General features: G+C 73.3%; 11 protein-coding genes. 2 read left to right on the plus strand and 9 right to left on the minus strand.

Translation table 11 applies throughout. The features are described 5' to 3' along the window. Window positions 1–13: 13 nt before the first annotated feature. A complete protein-coding gene (locus HD596_RS54765; RefSeq protein ID WP_185077312.1) occupies window positions 14–3718 on the plus strand; it encodes an ATP-binding protein in 3705 nt (1234 codons plus the stop codon). An 11-nt stretch (window positions 3719–3729) separates the two neighbouring features. Here HD596_RS54765 and HD596_RS54770 read toward each other — a convergent pair whose 3' ends face one another. The 4 genes from HD596_RS54770 to HD596_RS54785 are packed head-to-tail and all read right to left on the minus strand — an operon-like array spanning window position 3730 to window position 7991. Further along, entirely contained in the window at window positions 3730–4182 is a 453-nt protein-coding gene (locus HD596_RS54770; protein ID WP_221520047.1) for a GNAT family N-acetyltransferase, read from the minus strand. 44 nt (window positions 4183–4226) lie between these two features. Next, a complete protein-coding gene (locus tag HD596_RS54775) occupies window positions 4227–5888 on the minus strand; it encodes an acyl-CoA dehydrogenase family protein (RefSeq protein WP_221520048.1) in 1662 nt (553 codons plus the stop codon). Next, the gene (locus HD596_RS54780) at window positions 5881–6747 is read right to left on the minus strand and encodes an HTD2 family dehydratase (RefSeq protein WP_185077314.1); all 867 of its coding nucleotides are present in this window, start codon (window positions 6745–6747) and stop codon (window positions 5881–5883) included. The genes HD596_RS54775 and HD596_RS54780 overlap by 8 nt, the downstream gene beginning before the upstream one ends. After that, window positions 6744–7991, minus strand: coding sequence for a CoA transferase (locus HD596_RS54785; RefSeq protein WP_313047133.1), 1248 nt, complete (start codon window positions 7989–7991; stop codon window positions 6744–6746). Before HD596_RS54785 ends, HD596_RS54780 begins: the two co-directional genes overlap by 4 nt. 75 nt (window positions 7992–8066) lie before the next feature. Between HD596_RS54785 and HD596_RS54790 the strand changes: the two genes are divergently transcribed. After that, complete coding sequence (locus HD596_RS54790; RefSeq protein ID WP_185077315.1) at window positions 8067–8834, plus strand: alpha/beta hydrolase; 768 nt, start codon at window positions 8067–8069, stop codon at window positions 8832–8834. A gap of 102 nt (window positions 8835–8936) precedes the next feature. Here the strand turns inward: HD596_RS54790 and HD596_RS54795 are convergent, their stop codons facing one another. The 5 genes from HD596_RS54795 to HD596_RS54815 all read right to left on the minus strand — a co-directional run bounded on the left by HD596_RS54795 (window position 8937) and on the right by HD596_RS54815 (window position 21363). Further along, entirely contained in the window at window positions 8937–14984 is a 6048-nt protein-coding gene (locus HD596_RS54795; RefSeq protein ID WP_185077316.1) for an RHS repeat-associated core domain-containing protein, read from the minus strand. 446 nt (window positions 14985–15430) lie between these two features. Continuing rightward, window positions 15431–16540 (minus strand): substrate-binding domain-containing protein, encoded by a 1110-nt coding sequence (locus HD596_RS54800; RefSeq protein WP_185077317.1) that lies wholly within the window; start codon window positions 16538–16540, stop codon window positions 15431–15433. Then, window positions 16537–17544, minus strand: coding sequence for an ABC transporter permease (locus HD596_RS54805; protein WP_221520049.1), 1008 nt, complete (start codon window positions 17542–17544; stop codon window positions 16537–16539). The genes HD596_RS54800 and HD596_RS54805 overlap by 4 nt, the downstream gene beginning before the upstream one ends. Then, window positions 17538–19067, minus strand: a complete 1530-nt coding sequence (locus HD596_RS54810; RefSeq protein ID WP_185077318.1) for a sugar ABC transporter ATP-binding protein — start codon at window positions 19065–19067, stop codon at window positions 17538–17540. The genes HD596_RS54805 and HD596_RS54810 overlap by 7 nt, the downstream gene beginning before the upstream one ends. Then, window positions 19057–21363: a LuxR C-terminal-related transcriptional regulator gene (locus tag HD596_RS54815; RefSeq protein ID WP_185077319.1), complete on the minus strand. Its 2307-nt coding sequence runs from the start codon at window positions 21361–21363 to the stop codon at window positions 19057–19059. The genes HD596_RS54810 and HD596_RS54815 overlap by 11 nt, the downstream gene beginning before the upstream one ends. Window positions 21364–21506: the final 143 nt, after the last annotated feature.

Below are 21506 nucleotides of genomic sequence, written 5' to 3' on the forward strand. Positions count from 1 at the left end.
AACTGGACGTGCTGTGGAATTTCGAGTTCTGGGACCTCTCGAGGTCCGTGCCGACGGCGGGGAGCCCGTCGGCCTGGGCGGGGCCCGCCCGCGCGCGGTGCTGGCCCGGCTCCTCATCGCGCGGGGGGCCGTGGTCTCCACCGACGCCCTGATCCATGACATGTACGGGGACACGCCGCCGCCCAGCGCGCTGTCGTCGCTGCACTCGTACGTGTCGAACCTGCGCCGGGCGATCGAGCCGGACCGCGGCCCGTGGGCCAAGCCCAAGGTGCTGATCGGCCGGCCACCCGGCTACCTGCTGGCCGCCGATGACGTGGACGCGGCGCGGTTCGAGGAGCTGGTGGGCCGGTCGGAGTTCCAGTCGCCGGGGGAGGCGCTGAGCTGCCTGGACGCCGCGTTCGGGCTGTGGCGGGGCACGCCCTACGGGGAGTTCGGGGACGAGAGCTGGGCCCTCACCGAGGTGAGCCGGCTGCGCGAGCTGCGGCTGGTCGCGCTCGAACGGCGCGCCCGGGCGCTGCTCGACCTGGGCCGCCCGCAGGCCGTGATCACGGACCTGGAGGCGGAGACGGCCGAGAACCCGCTGCGCGAGCGGCTGTGGTGCCTGCTCGCCCTGTCCCTGTACCGCACGGGGCGGCAGGCGGAGGCGCTGGCCGTACTGCGCCGCGCGGCCCGGCTGCTGGCCGACCAGCTCGGCCTCGACCCCGGCCCCGAGCTCCGCTCCCTCGAACAGGACATCCTCCGCCAGTCCGACTCCTTGGACCCGGCCACCGGCCCGGCCACCGGCTCTGCCACCGGCCCGACCTCCCTGGTCATGCCGCCCCGGCCCGGGACGGTGGCGCACGGCCGGGACGACCGGCTGGCCGAGCTGACGGCGCGCGGCCGGGACGACCGGCTCGCCGAGCTGATGGCGCTGCCCGAGCGGGCCGCCCGCACCGGCCTGCGGCTGGCGGTGGTGAGCGGCGAGGCGGGGATCGGCAAGACGTTCCTGCTGGAGGAGTTCGGCGAGCACTGCTCGGCCCGGCTCGGACAGCTCGTGCTCTGGGGGCGCTGCCACGACGCCGAAGGGCTGCCACCGCTGTGGCCGTGGGTCCAGGTGCTGCGGACGCTCGCACAGCACTGCCCGCCCGGCGACCGGCAGACCCTGGCCGGCCTGCTCGACGCAGACCACCCGACCGCCCCGCACCGCGACCCGCACCGCATGGCAGACCCACACCCCACAGCCGACCCACATCGCACAGCCGACCCGCACCGCATGGCCGACCCGCACCGCACGGCCGACGCGCACGCCGTCGCGCGGTGGCTGGCCGCAGCCTCACGCGTCCGGCCGCTGGTGATCATCCTGGACGACCTGCAGCGGGCCGACACCGCGTCGCTGGACCTGCTCAGGGACCTGGTCATGCGGCTGGACGGCGCCGCTGTCACGCTGGTCGCCGCGTTCCGCCCGGGTTTCGACGACCCGCTGACCCGGCTGGCCCGCTACGACCTGGTCCGCCTGCGCCTCCGCGGCCTGGCACCGGAGGCCATACGGTCCATGGCGGCCGGCATGGGGGTGCGGCTCGACGCCGAGGCCGCGGCACGGCTGGCCGACCGGACCGGCGGCAACCCCTTCTTCGTACGGGAATGCCTCCGGCTACGGGCCGACGGGCACGCCGCGGACGCCATCCCTGAGGCGGTCGCAGGGCTGGTGCGGTCGCAGCTCGAGGCTGAGGTCACGGACGTGCTGACGGTCGCGGCGGTGCTCGGCCGGGAGTTCGACCCGGCGATCGTGGCGCAGGTCGCAGGCCTCGAAGCGCCCGACCTGCTCGACCGCGCAACCCGCGCAGGCCTACTAGCCCTGGCCGACAACCCCAACCTGACGACCGGCACGCGACTCCCCGTCCCCAGCAACGCGCTCGACCTCGCGGCCGACACGAGACTGCCCGTCCCCAGCAACACACTCGACCTCGCCACCACCGCGGGACTCCCCGGCGCGCACGACACGCACCGCCGCGCGGCCAGCACGGGGCTGCCCGTCTCCGGCGACGCACTCGACCTCGCCGCCGCCGCAGAACTCTTCACCGCCGCCGACACGCTCGACCTCGCCACCGACGCAGGACTGCCCGGCGCGCACGACACGCACCGCCGGACGACCAGCACGGGGCTGCCCGTCTCCCGTGACGCGTATGGCCGGGCGGTGGGCGTGGGGGTGCCCGTCGTGGGTGAGGGCGCGTTTCGCGTGGAGCCGGCTGGGGGTGGGCGGCTGGTGTTCGTGCACGATTTGGTGCGGGAGGCGCTGGTCGGGAGCCTGCCGCCCCGGCGCAGGGCCGCCATCCATCGTGACCTGGCCGCCGCTCTGGCCACCCGCCCGTCCGCCGACGTGGCCGCCATCGCCTGCCACGCCGTTCAGGCGGGTTCGCACGACGAGGCCGTGCGCTGGGCCGTGGCCGCCGCGGAGCAGGCCGGACTGCGCCTGGCGTACGCGGAGGCGGCCAGGTGGTGGGGCTGCGCGGTGGCCGCCCACGACGCCTCGGGCGGCGACCCCGCCCAGCACGTTGAGCTGCTGCTCCACCACGTCCAGGCCCTGGAGGCGGCCGGCGACCGGGAGGCCGCCCGCCGCGCCGGAGCCGCCGCCCTCCGCGCCACCGACCGCGCCGACGCGGGCGCCGGGCTGGTGGTACGCGCTCTCACCGCGCTCGGCACGCCGTCCCTGTCGCTGCTGCGCAACCCATACCAGGCAGACCGACACCAGGGGGGCAAGCATCCAGCCGACCGGCACCCAACCAGCCATCACCCAGCCGACCGCCACCCAGCGGATCGGCACCAGGCGGACCGGCACAAGCTGGACGATCCTCGTCCGCTCACCCTCACCCGCACCCGTGACGACCGCCGTCTCACCGTCCCCCGGCCGCGGGCCCTCACCGGGCTGGCGGACCTCGCCGGCGAGTTGGACAACCTGGCCGAACACACCGGCAACCCCCAGGTCGAGCTGCTCGCCGGCATGGTGGACGCCTGCGGCCGGCTGGAGGCGTTCGACGTGGCCGGTGCCGACCGAGCCGCCGCCCGCTGCGACGCCCTCCTGGAGCTCCACCCACTGCCCTGGCCCCGCTTCCAGCACACCCTCTGGCAGGCCAACCGGCTCGCCCTCGACGGCCGCTTCGACGAGGCCGACCGCCTCTACGACGACGCCGACGAACAGGCCCGCCACCTCAACCTCTGGCACGCCCGACAGACCGTCGCCACCGGCCGTGTCGCGCTCGCCTACCACCGCGGCGCCATCGCCGACGCCGCGCCCCTCATCGCCGCCATCCGCGGCGTCCACCCCACCCTGCACCATGACGCCAGCACCCTGCACCTGTGCGCCCAGGGCCACCTCGACCACGCCCGGCGCCTCAACGGCGGCCCCCGGCCGGCCCCGCCCCGGGACTGGTCCTGGCTGACGGCCACCTGCCTGCGCGCCGCCGCCGTCGCCGCGCTCGGGCGTACCCACGAATGCCGGACCGCCTACACCGCCCTGCTCCCCTACAGCGGCCGCATCTCCGCCCTGTCAGCCGTGCTGTGCCTGGGCCCCGTCGACTGGTACCTCGCCCTGCTCGCCACCGCCACCGGACACCACGACGCCGCCACCACCCACCTCGCCACCCTCGAACAGCAGGCCGACGCCGCCGGCCTGCACTGGTGGCGCGACCGCGCCGCCGCCACCGGCGTCCGCGCGCCCCTCCAGGTCGCCACCAGGGCGTGAGACCGGCCGTCTCACGCCCTGGACAGGGGCTGGCTGAGCAGGCGGCGCCCCTCGTCCTGGAAGCCGCGCTTGCCGTAGAAGTCGAAGAGATGGCTCACGTCGTTGCCGTTGGGGGCGATCACGATCTCCAGAAGGGAGCAGCCCAGCTCCACGGCCCAGCTCCGGCTGTCCTCGATCAGCCGGTTGGCCTCGCCCCGCTTGCGGGCCTCCGGGACGACGTAGAGGTCCTCCAGCTCGGCGATCAGCCCGGACTCCAGCCCGAACGAGGTCGTGGTGATCGCGAACGCGATGATCCGGCCGTGCTCCTCGCTCACCGCGACCCGGGCCGCGGGCGAGGTGATCAAGGTGGTGAGGTTGGCCCTGAGGTCGCCTTCCGGCGTGGTGAAGCCGTCCTCCTCGTAGAAGGCGACGGCGAGGGCGAGCAGGGCGGGCAGATCGGCTTCACGGGCCGTACGGATCGACATGAGGGCCATGATCTCGGCCGGTCCGCCCTGTCTGCCAGCCGATTTCAGGGCTTCATCAGCCTGCGGGCGATCATCCGCAGGGCGAGGACCTCGTCGGCGCCCTCGAAGATGGACAGCACGCGCGCGTCCACGAACAGCCGCGAGATGCTGTACTCCTCCGCGTACCCGTAGCCGCCGTGCAACTGCTGGGCCTCCCTGGTGACCCATTCGGCCGCCCGGCAGGCGAGCTGCTTCACCTGCGCGGCCTCCAGCTGGCCGTCACCGGCCGTCACGGCCCGTGCCGCCGCGAACGTGAAGGCCCGGCACGCCGCGATCAGCACGGCCATCCTGGCGATCTTGGCGCGGGTCAGCTGGTGCTCCGCGAGCGGCCGGCCGAAGACCGACCGCTGCCGCGCGTAGTCCACGGCCAGCTCCAGGGCCGACTGCATGACCCCGACCGCCCTGGCGGCGGTCTGCAGCCGTGCGTTGGCGAACGCCTGCATCTGCAGGTAGAACCCGCGCCCGAGCCCGCCGTCCCCGCCGATCAGATCGGCCGCGGGGAGGCGCCAGCCGTCGAAGCGCACCTCGAACGAGTGCATGCCCCGATAGCCGAGCGTACGGATGGCGCGTCCCTCGACGGACCCGCCGCCCTCCTGGGTGAGGCGCCATTCGTGGCCGGTGAAAGAGGGTTTGTCCACCACGAAGAGCGAAAGGCCCCGATGCCCGGCTGGGTCGGTTCGGGCCAGGACGAGGAGGTAGTGGGCGCGGCCGGCGAAGGTGCACCAGGTCTTGACGCCGTTCAGCACCCATTCGTCGCCGTCGCGGGTCGCGCTCGTGGTGATCCGGGCGACGTCGGAGCCGAAGTCGGGCTCGGTGACCGCCACGGCGCACAGCCGCTCCCCCGAGGCGATCAGCGGCAGCCAGCGGCGTTTCTGCTCCTCGGTGCCGCCGCGGGCGATCGCGGTGGCGATGATCTCGGGGCGGGTGATGAGCGAGCCGGCGGCGCCCAGTGAAGCCCGGGACAGTTCCTCGGTCACGACCACCATGGCGGCCAGTTCGTCGCCCTCGGCGCCGCCGCCGTACTCGGCCGGGATCGACAGCCCGAAGCAGCCCATTTCGGCGAGCCCGTCGATGATGTCGGCGGGGATGTCCTCGTCGGCGCGGTGGATGCGGTCGGCGACGGGGGTGACGCGGTCGGCGGCGAACTCGCGGAAGGCGGCGCGGACCAGCTGCAGCTCGGCGGACAGGTGCCGGGGGCCGGCCTCGCGGGTGGCCAGCACGCGCTCGGCGACACGCTCCAGGAACGCCGGGTCGCGTCCCGCGGCGACGTGGGCGGCGACGCCGTCCAGGGCCGTCCGGTCCACGCCCCACAGGGCCTCCCGGCCGGTCAGGCGGCCGGCCAGATCGGCGGCGACATCGGCGGCATAGAGCAGCGCCAGGTCCGCCTCGTGGCCCGTCTCGTGCCCGGCGTCAGGGCCCGCCTCGTGGCCAGCATCGTGGCCCGCGTCGGGGCCGGTGTCGGGGCCGGTGTCGGGGCCGGTGTCGGGGGTCACGACGAGGTTGAGGAGTTCTCCGGCTGCTGCGACCGCCGCCGACATGGACGCCACGTCGTAGGCCACGGCCTGGTCCCGGTCCGCGGAGGCGACGTGGGCGGCGGCCCTGCCGACGACGTCCCGCAGCGCCTCCACGACGGCACGCGCACGGCCAGCCTCGGTCGGTTCACGCATGGCCAAAGCCTTCCCCGAACTCGATCGCCAACGTGCTGTGGGGCTCGTCGTCCTGGCCGAAGACACCGAGCGTGGCCGCGTCGATCCGCCGCAGCAGCGCCGGCCGGCCGCAGAACAGCGGCTTGCGGTTCCGGTGCCGCATGCGCGCCACGGGGGCGTCGTGCCCCTCCAGACGCAGGACCTCCGCCAGGGCGAGCGTCATCAGCGGCCCGTGCACCACCAGGCCGGGGTAGCCCTCGACGCGGGTGGCGTACGGCCAGTCGTAGTGGATGCGGTGCGGGTTGGACGTCGCCGCGCTGAACCGCATCAGCAGCGTCGGGTCCGTGGCGAACCGCCAGGCCCCCTCCCCCACCCGGGCGAAGGGCGCGCCGGCGGGCGCCAGGGCCGCCGCGGGCCCGGCCGGAGCGGCCTGTTCCGGGACCGCGCCGGCCTCCCGGTAGATGAGGTCCTGCCGCTCCTCGACGGCGAGCCGGTCGCGCTCGTCGTACAGCCGGATGGTGACGACCACGACGACCAGCCGGCCCGAGCGCCCCGCCTTCTCGGTGACCGACTCCACGCGCGCCTGGCGGCGTACCGTGCTCCCCACCACGAGCGGGGCGTGGAAGGCGACCTCGCCGCCCGCGAACATCCGCCGCGGCAGCTCCACCGGGGGCAGGAACGACCCGCGCGCCGGATGGCCGTCCGCGCCGAGCACGGACGAGACGGGCCAGCGGGCCAGGGCGAGCCAGTGCCACAGCGGCGGCAGCGCGTCTCCCGGGCCGACCGCGGGCGTGCCGTCGTCGAACAGCGCCGACAGCGCGGCGACCGGCCCCGGTTCCACGGTCTCCCGGGTGGTGAGGGTGTGCGGTTCCCAGCTCACGTGGACCTGCCCCGCGCCGTCCGGATGACGCCGTCGTTCCGCAGCGCCGCCAGCTCCGCCGCCGACAGGCCGAGCTCGGTGCGCAGCACCTCGTCGGTGTGCCCGCCGACCTCCGGCGACGCCTCAGGAGGCGCCTGCTCGCCGTTCATCACCAGCGGCGATCCCGGCGCCCAGTGCTCGCCGACGCCGGGCTGGGCGACCTTGCCCATCAGCGGGTTCCCGGGCAGCGTGGCGGCCAGCTCCGTGAAGCTCCGGTACGTCGACCACAGCACGCGGGTGGCCCGCAGCGCCTGTTCTGCTTCGGCGAGCGTACGGGTCTCGAACCAGCTCGCGAGCAGGTCGCCGAGCACCCTGCGGTGCCGGTAGCGCTCGGACTCGGCGCCGAAGTCCACGCCGAGGGCGGCGGCCAGCGCGGAGACCACGCCGGTGAGGCCGGTGGCGGCGAGGAGGTCGCGCCAGTGCCGGTCGGTGAGCGCCACGACCATCAGCCGTCCGCCGTCGGCGGTGGCGAAGTCCCGGCCGAAGGTGCCGTAGACGTGGTTGCCGACGCGCTCGCGCGAGGTGCCGTTCAGCTGCGCCTCGGCGAGGTAGCCGAGGCTTCCGGCGGCCGCCAGGGCGACGTCCTCCAGCGCCACCCGCACCTGCTGCCCCTCACCCGTGAGTACGCGGTGCCGCTCCGCGGCCAGCAGCCCGACCGCCAGGTAGAGGCCGGCGGCCAGGTCCCAGGCGGGCACCACGCCGTTCACCGGCTGCCCGGCGTCCTCCGGGCCGGTCAGCAGCGGGAACCCGGTGGCCGCCTGGACGGTGTAGTCCACCGCGGTCCCGCCGTCGCGGCGGCCGGTGAGCAGCACGTGGATCACGTCGGGGCGGCGCGCCCGCAGCGCCTCGTAGGTCAGCTCCGGGTGCCGGTCGGAGTTGCTGATCACGATTCCGCCGCGCCGTCCCCCGCTGAGGACCAGGTCGGCGACGAGCCGGCGCCCGTCCGCAGAGGAGAGGTCCACCTCGACGGCGCGTTTGCCCTTGTTGAGGCCCGACCAGTACAGGCTCGTCCCGCTCTCGGCCAGCGGCCAGCGAGTACGGTCGGGAGCGCCGCCGATCGGCTCGACCCTGATCACGTCGGCGCCCAGCTGCGCCAGCGTCATCCCGCTCAGCGGCGTGGCGACGTAGCTGGACAGCTCGACGATCCGGAGCCCGCTCAGCGGTCGCGCGGCATCCTTGGTCAACGGGTGGTCCCGATCACGCACGCGACCAACCTAACCGAACGGCTCACATCGGTCGCTCGCTAACATCCGTCGTCGGACAAACCTGAAAGGCACGGCATGAGCGAGCACCCCCTGTGGCCCACGACCGGCGAGGCGACCATCACCGCCTTCCCCGTACGGCGCGACGGCCCCGCCCCGGCCGTCTTGGTCCTTCCCGGCGGCGCCTACCACCACCTCGCCGACCACGAGGGCGCGCCGGTCGCGCGCTGGCTCAACTCGCTGGGCATCGCGGCGTTCGTCGTGCGCTACCGGATCGCACCGCACCGCCACCCGCTGCCCCTGCTCGACGCCGCCCGGGCGGTGCGCTGGGTGCGGCACCACGCCGACTCGACCGGCGTGGACCCGGCCCGCGTGGGGGTGCTCGGCTTCTCGGCGGGCGGCCACCTGGCCGGGCTGCTCGCCACCGAGGCGGGCTCCATGCTGCCGGAGGGCCCGCATGACGCCGTCGACCGGGCCGACCCCCGCCCCGGGCTCGCCGTGCTCTGCTATCCCGTCGCCGCGCTCACCGGGCCGGCCGCCCACCAGGGCTCGGCCGCCAACCTGCTCGGCCCGGACGCCCCCGAGTCCGTACGCGCCGAGCTGTCGCTCCCCGATCGGGTCGGCCCGGCCACGCCGCCCATGTTCCTGTGGCACACGGCCGACGACGAGGCGGTCCCCGTCGAGAACACCTTCCAGGTGGCCCGGGCGCTCGCCCGCCACCGGATCCCCCTGGAGGTGCACGTCTATCCCAGCGGCCGGCACGGGGTGGGGCTGGCCGAGGCCGACCCCGTCGTGGGCGACTGGACCGGCCGCTGCGCCGCCTTCCTGCGCGCCCGGGGCTGGTAAGGGCCCGGCCCCGGGACTCGGTCATTCCTCGCGACGGAGCTCCCGCGCCGAACGGTGATCGTGGTCGACACCGTTCGGGCAGGAGCTCCGTCTCTCCTTCGCCTAACCTGGCGTGGACGGCGGCCGGAGGATCTGCCAGAGACGCCAGATGATCATCGGCGTCTTCGAGGACGGACTGTCCGACGTGTACGGCTTGGAGGCCGGGCCGTGCCCGGTGCCCTGGTCAGCCATCTCATCGGCCATGCTCCGGGCGGTCCCTTGGTAGGAATTGGTGGGATGGACCCTCCCCAACTGCTCGTCGATCGAGCGTCTCTGCGCGTCGGTCAGCCCGCGCGACTGGCTCTGGCCGGTGTTCGGCGGTGTTCGCTGTGCCTTGGGCGGCGACTGCCGTTGAACCGCCCTGCGGCTGGTCGGACGGACGGCGGGCCGGTGCCTGACCGTGCTCCGAGGCCTGCTCGCACGCCTCGTCACCGCCCTGCGCGCAGCCGCGGCCCGTCGCCTGGCCGCCGCGGCTCGCCGCGCCGCCGCCGCCGCTCTTCGCCTGGCGGCCGCGGCGGCCGCCCGCTGCCTGGCCAGCGCGGCCTTCTTCCGCGCTGCTTGGGCCGCCCTCTTCTTGGCCGCTTCCGCGGCTCTCTTCCGCGCCGCCTCGGCCGCCTTCTTCTTGGCCGCTTCGGCGGCCCTCCGCTTGGCCGCTTCCAAGGCGCGCCTCCTGGCCGCTTCGGCGGCCCTACGCCGGGCCGCGGCGAGTGCCGCCCTCCTGGCCGCGGCCGCCGCCGCCCGCCGGGCCGCGGCCTGCGCCGCCCGCCGAGCCGCGATCCGCGCCGCGATCCTGAGCCCGATCCCCACGGCGATCCACACCCACTGGCCGTCGGGGTCGGCCATGGTGACGGGGCTGTTGCTGGCGTAGGCGTAGGCGTTGAGCTGCTGCGGATCGCTCTCGTCGATGATCGGGTCGACCGAGAGGAAGCGACCGTTCGCGGCGTCGTACTCTCGGGCGCCGAGGTGGACGAGCCCGGTGCTCGCGTCCTTGGTGCCGCCGACGAACCCGCGTTGTCCCGGCCACCAGGATGGTGGCGTCCCGCGGTCCTCGCCGAACGGGGTCTGCCTGCGGATGGCCACGTCTCCGGTGCCGGCGTTCACCATGGCCTGCGCGGTGCCCTGGTGGTCGTTGGCCAGGAAGTAGACCTGGTTGTCCGGCGTGCGGACCGCGATGGCCTCGCCGCCGATGGTGTAGTAGCGGGTCTGCTCGACGGCGTCCTTGGCGTAGTCGAGGCGCAGCTCCATGTCGTCGATGTAGAGGGTGGCGTCGGTGGCGGTCTTGCGGAGCAGGCGGTCGCCGTCGGCGTCGTAGACGAACGACGTCGTCTTGCCGGCCTCGCTCACCGACTCCAGGTTGCCTTCGGCGTCCCAGACCAGGCTCTGGTCGGAGTTTCCGACCTTGCGCCTGGTGGTGTTGCCCGCGACGTCGTACTCGAACAGGTCCGACCCGACGCTCTGCAGCGCGTGCGGCTGCTTGCCGCCGGCCGCCGGGTAGGTGGAGGTGCGCACCTGCTCGGCCGCGCCGCCCCAGGCGTGCTTGGTCTCCTTGATCCGGTTGCCGGTGAGGTCGTACTCGTAGCTGACCGCGTACGGGGCCACGCCGCCGATCTTGCCCCCGGTCGGGCCGGAGGCGCAGTCGTCGGTGGCGGTCCACGCCGCGGTCAGCCGGCGCAGGTAGTCGTGCTTGAAGCACTGCGTGTCCTGGCCCGCCTTGTCGGCGATCTTGGTGACGTTGCCGACCGCGTCGTAGCTGTAATTGAGGTCCAGATCGCTGGCGGCGGCACCTGCCCGGTCCAGCCGCATGCCGGTCAGCCTGCGGGTGCCCTCGTCATGGGTGTAGGTCAGCCAGGCCTTCTTGGCATCCTCACCCAGCTCGTACTGGAGGATCTCGCCCATCTTGGAGTAGCGGGTCGCGCTCACGTAGGCCGACAGGCCCGTGACCTTGGTCGGCTGGCTGAGCCCGTCGTAGCCGTACACGACCTGCTCCTCCGCCAGGCCGCCGCCCGCCGGGAAGCTGACCGACTGGACCTGGTCGTCGAGCGTGTAACGGGTGTTGAGCTGGTAGGAGCCGGCCAGCTTGCCCTCCCGTTCCGGGATGGTGATGGTCTGGCGCAGGCTGCGGTAGTCGGCGTCGATGGCGTTGATCTCGGCCTTGTACGCCTGCCCTCCCACGTACCGGATGCTCGCGTTGAGCTCTCCCTTGGCCAGCGCGTCGTACTTCCACTCGGCCAGCAGCGTGCCGGTGGCGGATCCTTCGCGCATCTCGGTCTTGCGACCCAGAACGTCGTAGCCGTACCACAGGGTCCTGCCACGCGCGTCGGTGGTGGTGACGACCTCGTCGGCGTCGTTGTACGTGGTGGTGGTGACGCCCTTGTCCGGGTCCTCCGTCCTGATCTCCCGGCCGCGCATGTCGTAGTGGTGGCGCCAGACGTTGCCCGCCGGGTCGGTCACCGTGGACAGGCGTCCGGCGGTGTCGTAGGTGTACTTGGTGGAGTCGTACTCGCCGGTCGGTGTCGCGCCCTTGTACTGGCGCAGCTCGATCAGCCGATCCTGCGCGTCACCGATCCGGGTCGTCGCCGTGCCGCCCTGCGGCGGTGTGACGTGGAGCCGGTCGCCCTCCTCCTTGGCCGTCACCCGGTACTTCTCCACGCCCTTCACCTTGAGGATCTCGGCGTTGGCCTCGCCCGTTCCGTCGAACAGCGACACGACCTGGTTGGGCACGTCGGCGTCGGACACCGCGAGCAGCTGGGTGGAAGGCGCGCCCGTGGCGAAGTAGCCGGTGTTGGCCTTGTACTCCTCGCCCTGCGAGTTGTGGAAGGTGTCGGTGATCGTGCGCCCATCACGGAGCGCGGGATCCGTCGTCTGGTCGTCCGCCGGCGCGGGTTCCTGGGTCTGGCGCTCGCGCATCAGGCCGTCGTACAGCTCGTAGCTGGTCGTGTAGCCGCCGTCCGCGCGCAACGTCTTGGTGGTGACGTAGCTGGGGCCGTCGGTGCGCATCGTGTAGGAGTACTCGGTGCTGGGCGACTGCCCGGCCTCCTTGCTCCGGTCGGCCTGCCAGACCTTGGTCAGCCGGCCGAGCGCGTCGTACTCCATGTCGACGCGGCGGTTGTTCGCGTCGATCTCGGCGACGGGCTCGCCCCACGCGGGTTCGAGCAGGGTGCGCTCGACGTGGCCGAGCTGGTTGGTCTCCGTGGTCTCCCGCGCCGGGGCGCCGGCGGCCGGGCTGTAGGTGGTGACGGACTTGGTGCCGACCGGGTCCGTCTCGCTGGTCTCGCGCCCGTAGACGTCGTACGTGCGGATGCTGCCGGTGATCGTCTGGCCGTCCGCCGAGACGAGCTCCTGGACCGTGGTCACATCGCCCTTGGTCGGCGCCTGGCCGTGCGCCTGGCCGTCGTACTGGACCTTCTCGTCCGAGATCACCTCGTCGGCGGCCAGCTTGGACACGGCGGTGCCGCAGCCGGCGGCGACCTTCTGAACCCTGCTGGGGTAGTCGAGCATCCAGGAGGTGTCGTTACGGGCGTAGGTGTAGCGGGTGCACTCGTCGTCGTCGCCGCTGGCCAGGTCGCCCTTCTCGTCCACCTGGAGGAGCAGGCCCTTGTCGTCGTACGCGCGCTCCTCGCCGGTACGCCGCCACTTGTCCCCGGGCAGCGCGGTGCGGGTGACCATGGACTTGGGCTGCACCACGTGGGCGGCCTTGGTGACGCCGCCCTGCGTGGACTCGGCGGTCTTGACGGACCAGGGCTCCTCGAGCGTCGCGCTCAGGATGGCCCCGCCGTCACCGTCGAAGAGGAGCTCCTCGCGCTCGAAGCCCGCGAACTGGTCGAGGTCGTCCAGCTTGACGCCCTCGGAGTCCGTGACCTGCGCGCTGCGCTTGGAGCCGTCGGCCTGCTTGTCGCCGTGCATGCCGCGGAAGTAGCGGAACTCCTTCAGCGTGCGCTTGCCGTCCTGCCCGTCGCCCTCGCGGACGCGGACCCGGCCGTAGCCGCGGTAGTCGGCCCAGGTGCGGTGCTCGGGCTTGACCAGGATGTTGTCGGCGTAGTGCCAGGCGGCACCGTCGAGGTACTCGTAGTCGGTGACCACGTTCGGCGAGCCTGCGACCCGGTCGACCTCGATCGTCTGGGTGACCAGGTACTTGTGGAACCAGTCGGTGACCTCGGCCTCGTTCGGCGGCGCCCAGCGCTGCGGGAAGCAGCGCCTGGTGTTCTTGTCGGCGGCGGGCACGTCGCCGGGCTTGCAGTCGGCGGCGGAGTAGTTGACCCGCAGCTCACCGCCGGACTCGTTGTTCACGGCCTGCACGCGCCACTTGACCAGCGGGGCGCGGCCCTCGTTGGCGTCCACCCGGTTGGGCAGCTGCACGCCGGTGAACGTGACCTTGGGCAGCGTGATCGTGCCGCCCACGTGACCGCTCTGCTGGATCGAGGCCAGCCACAGCGCCGGGCTCATGCCGTCACCCGAGGCCGGGAACTGGTGCGTCAGCGTCCAGGAGTCCACCGGGGTGTACTGGCCCGAGGCGTTGACGATCTGGGTGGTGACCTTGGCCAGGCGCTTGCGCGTGAAGAACGTCGGCGCCAGGCGGTCGGTGCACTTCACCCCGGCGTCGCAGATCTGGTCGAACGGGACATCCGGCCAGCTGCCGGCGGTCTCCTTCTTGAGCTGGTCGGCGGCGCAGGTGATGGTGCCGCCGGGCAGGCAGCGCTCGGCCACGTCGAAGACGACGCGGGCGGCCGGAGCTCTGGTGAACAGCTCGTTCTTCAGGTAGCCGTAGTCGATCCTGGTCAGGTACGCGCCGCGCACGTACTGCGTGCCCAGCTCCGGCTTCATGTTGCGGCCGTAGTGGTTGGTCTCCTGCGCGTACCAGTACGTGGTGGCGTTGCCGTGGGTGTCCACCTCGTAGTCGAGGTTCCACCGGTAGCCCTGCTGGCACCACGCGTTGGCCGGGGTGCTGTTGTAGCAGGGCTCGCCGCTGTTGTTGCCGAACACCGGCACCGTCTGCACCGACTTCGTCTCCGCCTTGCCGCTCGCCCAGCCGGGCAGCCGGTTCAGGCCGAAGGTGTACTGGGTGCCATCTGGGGTGGTGACCCGCCAGTACTCGCCGTTGTTGTCGCCGTTCGTGGCACCGGTCAGCGCCTCGATCCTGGTGCCGTCGTCCCGCTTGGGCCGCCACTGCTTCGTGCCGGCGTCCTTGACGAGCTCGACCGACGAGTCGCCCAGGGACATGGTGGCGTTGTCCTGGTCCCAGCACAGGTCGCCGGTCTTCTTGCCGTCGATCATGCAGGACTTGTAGCGGCGCTCGATGTAGCCGCCCGGGTTCAGCTCGAAGCCCTCACCCGCCCAGGACGCCTGGTTGTTGGTCGAGGCGGTGCGCCCGTCCACGCTCTGCGAGGAGTAGGCCAGCGACAAGCCTGGCTCCTCACCGCCCAGCGCCGGAGGCGTGCGCAGCTCATAGCCCCAGGTGAAGTCGCCCGACTGGGGGCCCACGCTCCAGTCGGACGAGGCCGCCAGAGAGGTGGCGGCATGGTCGCCCGACGGGCCGGACGCCGCCGCGGTCAGCGCGTACAGGCCGCCCGTCTCGACCTCGGCGCTCACCGTACCGCTCGTGACGTTGTTGTCGCTCTTCACCGGCTGCGGCTGAGCGCAGCCGGCCGCGCCGGTGAGCGCGCACTCCTCCAGCTTCACCATGCGCAGCCGGGAGCCGTAGTCACCGCCGTAGGCGTACCGGAAGCCGGAGTAGTCCACCTCGACGCGGGTCTTGACCGGCTTGGCCGCAGCCGCCGCTGCCGCCCCCTGCCCCGGCGTGACTCGCATCGCCAGGCCGAGCAGGTCGGTGGCGAGCAACTCGACATTGATCGGGGCGGTCGCCTGCGCCGTCTTGGCCGTCCCCGGCGCCAACTTCACCGGGAAGCCGGCCGCCAGGGTGCTCGCCCCGGTGCCGCCCAGCTCCGCCTTCTGCGGTTTGGGCCACGTGACGGCCGGCGCCGCCTTCCACGCCTGCTTGGCGGCGGGATCCGGCAGCGGCGGCTTGACCGGGACCGGCTTGCCCGTCACCGGCGCCTCTTTCTGCACGGCCGGCGCCGGGCGCGGGGCCGCGTAGGCGGGCATGGCGTACGCCATCTCGGCCAGCAGGACGATCGAGAGAACCGGGGCCAGCCTGCGTGGCCAGCGCGATTCGGGCTTGGCCTCTTGCGTCGCGAAACGATTCCACGACGTGTCCGGGCCATCCGGCTCTTGTGGGGTTCGTTGAAGGCCGTTCCATCGGGAATGGGGCAGGTCTAACTCACTCGGCAGATCCATCAACCATCTCCAGGGGGCTTACGGGGCGGTGGGCTGAGCGAGTTGTGCGGCGCTCAGCGTGTCATCGGAAGCGCAATAACCCGGCGGGGTCCTGAGCAGGGGTTACGCCCGGGACTTCAGGCACCCGGACATACCCGCGATCTTGGATCGATGATCGGATCGTCGCCTCCGGGAAGCCGTCGGTCCAGACTTTTGCGCCTTCTGCTCAAATTTTTTTCAGATCTACGAAATTTCGGAAAATTTCCGCCCGCCGGACCGGGCAGGGCCTACCCGCGCCAGATCCGCAGGTAGGCCTCGCGGTAGCCGCGCGGGTCCCAGGCCGTGGCGCCGTCGACGTTCGCCGCCGTGGTCAGGTGCACCGGCGACACGTACCCGCTCGGCGGGTGCCCGGCGAACGCGCGGTTGAGCTCGTCGACGATCTGGCTGCCCTGCGCGTTCAGCGGCTCCGGGACGGTCGCGTGCTGGAACTGCCGGGCGCGGATCCGCTCGAACGCCGAAGGGTCCCCGTCTCCGGCGCCGATGGAGTGGGGAGGACCCTCCCCGGGCCGGGCGGCGGCGCGCAGCGCGGGAGCGGCGTCGGCGAAGTAGACGTCGTTGATGGCCACCGAGTACGTCCACCGGTCCCCGAAGCGGGACAGCAGGGACGAGACCTCCTGCGGCGTGCGGGTGCCCGCGTCGGGGAGCGGGATGTTCTCGTAGGACAGGAGCCGGACTCCGGAGCAGGTCGCCAGGGTCTGCCTGATGAGGCGGGCCTTGTTCTCGGCGAACGGGATCGAGGAGTCGGTGAAGATCACCACGCCCGCCCGGCCGTTCGACCTGGCGATGACCCAGTACGCGCTGATCCGCGCGACGTCCTCCACCCGGCTGGTGACGTTGGTGAAGAGGCGGGGGTTCGCGCTGGGGCCCGGCGACTTGGTCGCGTGCCATCCCACGAGCTGGATCCCGGCCTCGTTGGCCTGCCTGACCTGCTGGGCCACGGACTCCGGGTCGAACCCGCCGATGACGATGCCCGACGGCCGGAGGGCGATCGCCTCGCCCAGGGCCACCCGGATCCCGGCGGGGGTGCCCTGGCCGTCGATCACGCGGAAGCTCCACCGTACGGACCGGGCGGCCTCCTGCACGGCGTCGGCGGTGCCGGCCACGCCGGGGTTGGTCATGGTCGAGGCGACGAAGACGATGCTCTTGCCGGGTACGGCGCGCGGCCCGCTCGTGGGGCCGCCCCAGGGCACGTCCGTCGCCTCGGCGCGGGCGACCGCCCGCCTGGCGGTGTGCACCACGCTGTGGCACCCCCCTGGCCCTCCGGGGCCGGGCGGCGGGGTGCCGAGCGAGCAGCCGCCGGCGACCAGGGCGAGCACCACGAGGCGGGCGAGCTTCATGGCAGGCTCCGGCCGGCGTGCGCCCGGCGCCGCGCGGACCAGCCGGCCAGCCCGACGGCGACGAGCAGGGTGGCGCCGTTGAACAGCGGGGTGACCCAGAAGTCCGCCCCGAGCTGGCTGATCCCCGACAGCCCGATGGCCAGGACCGCGATGGCGACGACCGTGCCCCAGGGGTTGGCCCGCCCGGGCTTGATCGTGGTGGAGCCGAGCAGCGCGGCCACGAACGCCGGCAGCAGGTAGTCCAGCCCGACGCTCGGGTTGCCGATCTGCTGCTGGGCCGCGAGGAGCACGCCCGCGAATCCGGTCACCAGGCCGGATCCGGCGAAGGCGAGGACGACGTACCGGCGGATCGGGATCCCGACCAGCTCCGCCGCCCGCGGGTTCGAGCCGATGACGTAGAGGTAGCGGCCCACGGGGAGCCGCTCCAGCACGAGCCACAGCACGGCGGCCAGGACGAGCACGTACAACGCGGGCGTCGGCAGGCCGAGGATTGTCGAGTCGTACAGGCCGGTGAGGCCCTCGGGCAGGCCCTGCGAGCCCGGGAAGATCCGGGCGCCGTGGGTCACCCAGCCCGTGACGGCGTACAGGATGCTGCCGGTGCCGAGGGTCGCGATGAACGAGTCGATGCGCGCGAGCTCCACCAGCAGGCCGTTGACCGCGCCGACCGCCAGCCCGCCGGCGAGCACGGCCAGGCAGGCGGCGGGCCAGGGCCAGCCGGCGTTCACGATCAGCAGCAGCGTCGTGACGTGCCACAGGCCCAGGCCGTAGCCGAGGGACAGGTCGAAGTTCCCGGTGACGACGGGGATCATCGCGCCCAGCGCCAGGACCGCGATGATCGAATACGCGGAGACGATCGCGGTCAGGTTGGCCATGGTCGGGAACGTGTCCGGCAGGACGAGCGCGAACACGGCGAACAGGATGACGGCCAGCGCGAGCAGCCCGTACCCGCCGATCAGCCGGCCGGCGGAGCGCCGTCTGCGGGGCGTGAGGTCGTCCGTCAGCAACGGCCCGTCCCAGGGGTGGCCGTGGCCGCCCGGGTGAGGGCGGCCACGGTGAGGGCGTCGCCGCCCAGCTCGGCCGCCACCGTTCCGCGCGCGAACACGAGCGCCCGGTCGCACAGGGTCGCGACCTCCTCGAAGTCGGCGGAGACCAGGAGCGCGGCGGCCCCGGCCGCCAGGGCCTCGTCGAGCAGCCGGTGGATCTCGGGTTTGGCGCCGACGTCGACGCCCGCCGTGGGCTCCTCCAGGATCAGGAGCCGGCGGCGGGCCCCGAGCCAGCGGCCGATCAGCACCTTCTGCTGGTTCCCGCCGGACAGGGCGGCGAACGGCGCCTCAGGGTCGGCCGGGCGGACGCGCAGGCGCTCGGCCAGCGCCGCCGTCTCGGCGCGCTCGCGGCGCGGGCTCAGCGGGCTCAGCGGCGATCGGCCGCGCGCGCCGGGGTTGGCCAGCAGGTTCTCCCGCACGCTCAGGTCGGCGGCGGCCCCTTCCTCCTGCCGGTTGCCGGACACGAAACCGACCCCGGCGCCGACGGCCGCCGCGACCGAGGCCGGCCGGTACGGGCTGCCGGCGAGCAGCACGCGGCCCGCCGGCATGGGCGACACGCCGGCCAGCGCGCGGCCGAGGTCCGCGTGCCCGGCTCCCGCGAACCCGACCAGGCCGAGCGCCTCGCCGGACCGCAGGTCGAACCCCACCGGCCCCGCCCGGCCGGCGCGCACGCCGGCCACGCTCAGCAGGACCGCTCCCGGCCGGCGGACCCGGCCCCGGTGGGCCCTTTCCTCTCGCCCCACGATCTCGCGCACCAGCTCGGCCGGGTCGCGGCCGGCGAGCGGCCCCTGGCTGACGAGGCGCCCGTCGCGCAGGACGGCGACCCGGTCGGCGATCCGGTAGACCTCGTCCAGCCGGTGGCTGACGTACAGGATTCCGTGGCCCCGGTCGCGGAGCGTGCGCAGGACGCCGAAGAGGCGTTCGCACTCGGCGGCGGACAGGGAGGCGGTCGGCTCGTCCAGCACGATGATCCGCGCGTGCGTGGCCAGCGCGCGGGCGATGGCGACCAGCGAGCGCTCCGCCCGCGCCAGGCCGGCGATCGGCTCGTCCGGGTCTAGGCGGGAGCCGACGATCCGGAGGGCGTCCGCGCAGCGGCGGCGTACCGCGCGCCAGGAGATGAGGCCGCCGCGCCGGGCGTAGCCCGTGCCGAGGGCGATGTTCTCCGCGACGGTCATCCACTCCACGAGGCCGAGGTCCTGATGGATGAACGCCATGCCGGCGGAGGCGGCCTGGCTGCCCAGGGGCCGGCCGGCCACGACGACCTCTCCCCCGTCGGCGTGATGGACGCCGGCCAGGATCTTGATCAGCGTCGACTTGCCCGCCCCGTTGGCGCCGAGCAGGGCCAGGACGTCGCCGCCGCGGAGGTCGAGATCCACTCCCCGCAGGGCGTGGATGCCGCCGAAGCGCTTGCGCAGCCCCCGGATCCGGACGAGCGGATCGGGGTCCGCCGCCGATCCCGGCCGGGGGCGCGGCTCACTCGCCATCGGGCCGGCGCGATTCCCACGCCTTGACGATCTGCGACCTGGAGGAGAAGTTCAGCTTGCGCAGGACGTTCTCGACGTGGCACTCCGCGGTGCGCTGGGCGATGACCAGCGTCTCGGCGATCTGCTTGTTGCTCAGGCCCTTCGCGACCAGGTCGGCGATCTCCCGCTCCCTGCGGGTCAGGATGGACGTGGCGTAGGACTCGGGCTGGGCACTCTCCGCGTGCCGCGCGGGCTTCTCGTCCAGCGCGTACGCGGCGGCCTGCTCGGGGGTGAGCTCCGCGCCGCGGTCGAAGGCCGCCTTGAACGCCCGTTCCGTGAGATGCCGCCGCAGGTCGGACTCGCACCGGTCGTGGGCGCCGACCAGGTGCCCGAGCCCGGGCAGCGACGTGCCGATCGACTGCCAGACCATGTGGGCGGCGCCCAGCATCCGGGCGGCCTGCTCGTACTGCTCGTCGTCGGCCAGGATCCAGGCCAGCCCCTCCAGGCACTGGGCCAGGCCGAGGTGGTCGTTGCAGCGCACCTTCAGCCGCATGGCGTCCCGCATCATGGTCACGGCCTCCCGCAGCGCGCCCTGGCGCCGCCGGTCGAGGGCCGCGACCCACAGCGCGTACGAGATCGACCATTCGGCGTTCGCGTGCTCGGCCGTCTCCAGCACCTCCTCGCAGAGCGCCGTGGACCGCGGGTCGTCCATGAGGACGGCGGTCATGGCCAGCTGGAAGAGGGCCACCCACGCGTGCCCCCGGTGACCGAGGGCGCGGCGGCGGGTCAGCGCCTCGTCCAGGAGCTCCATGGCCCGGGAGAAGTCACCGGCCAGCAACGCCGCGAACCCGGTGATGTGCAGCGCGCCGGCGAGCTGGGCCTCGTCCCCGAGCCGCTCCGCCAGCGCCTGGCACTCCTCCAGCAGCGGCTTGGCGGCCTGCGGGTCGCCCCGCAGCAGGATGAGCCAGGCGTCGACCCACAGGGCCTTGGCCCGCCCGGCGCCGGCGCCGGGCTCCTGTGCCAGCGCCCGTTCCAGCCAGTGGTGGCCCTCGCTCGGGGAGCTCCACGAAAGCCGGTGGCTCCACATCGCGGCGGCGATCTCGAGCGCGGCCCACGCCTCGCCCGGCTCGCCCAGGCAGAACTCCAGCGCGGAGCGCACGTTCCCCTGCTCCTGGATGAGGCGTCCGAGCCAGTCCATCTGGTGCTCGCCGAACCACTCGTCCTCCGACCGCGCGGCCAGCCAGCGGCACCAGTCGCGGTGGCGCAGCCGTACGGCCTGGTCCTGGCCGGAGGCCACGAGCCGCTTCCAGCCGTACTGGCGCAGCGTGTCGAGCATCTCGAAGCGCACCTCGGAGCTCTGCCCCCGGCGCTGCACGATCGACTTGTCCACCAGCTGGGTCAGCAGGTCCATGAGGCTTTCTGCGGCGATCCCGTCCGCCGAGCACACGTACTCGATCGCGTCCAGGCCGCAGCCGCCGGAGAAGACCGACAGCCGCTCCCACAGCGTCCGCTCCTCCTCGGAGCAGAGGTCGTAACTCCAGTCCACCAGCGCCCGGAGGGTCTTCTGGCGCGGCGGCGCGGTGGTGGGCCCGGTCGTCAGCAGCCGGAACCGGTCTTCGAGGCGCTCCAGGATCTGCTCCACGGACAGGACCAGCACCCTTACCGCCGCGAGCTCGATGGCCAGGGGGATGCCGTCCAGCCGCCGGCACAGCCGCGCCACCGCCGCGCTGTTGGCGTCGGTGACCCTGAACTCGTGCACGGCCGCGGCGGCCCGGTCCTCGAACAGGCGCACCGCCTCGTTCTCCAGGGCGCCGTCCATCGACATCTCGGCCGTGCCCGGCACGGTCAGCGGCGGGACCTCAAGGACCAGCTCCCCCGGGACGTGCAGCGCCTGCCGGCTGGTGGCCAGGACGCGCAGCTCGGGGGCCATCGCCAGCAGGTCACCGGCCAGCGCGGCGACCTGGGGCAGCAGGTGCTCGCAGTTGTCCAGCACCAGCAGCAGCCGCTTGTCGTGCAGGTATTCGGCGAGGGAGGCCGGGTCCTGCCGGGGGCATCGGACGGCGTCGGCGACGGTCTCGGTGAGCAGCGCGCCCGCCACCAGCGGGGCCAGGTCGACCAGCCAGACCCCGTCGCCGAACTCCCGTGACATCTCGGCGGCGATCCGCCGGGCCAGCCGCGTCTTGCCGACCCCGCCGACGCCGGTGAGCGTGAGGAGCCGGCCGGCGGTGAGCAGCCGCTTGCCCTCGGCGATCTCGTTCCTGCGACCGACGAAGCTCGTGAGCTCCAGTGGCAGATTCCCCGCACGCGACCGCGCCATCGCCCCCATAGCTTCCACAAACCTCGTCACCCGTGCGCGCCCTGAGCAGGCCTCGGCTTATTGCTACCCGTGGTGGGCAACGTCATGGCAGTGCGGACGCAAACCCTGTGCCAGCCGTGCGGGGGCCGGTCATGCCCGCCCCA

The sequence above is a fragment of the Nonomuraea jabiensis genome (assembly GCF_014204795.1).
GTDB classification, from domain to species: Bacteria; Actinomycetota; Actinomycetes; order Streptosporangiales; family Streptosporangiaceae; genus Nonomuraea; species Nonomuraea jabiensis.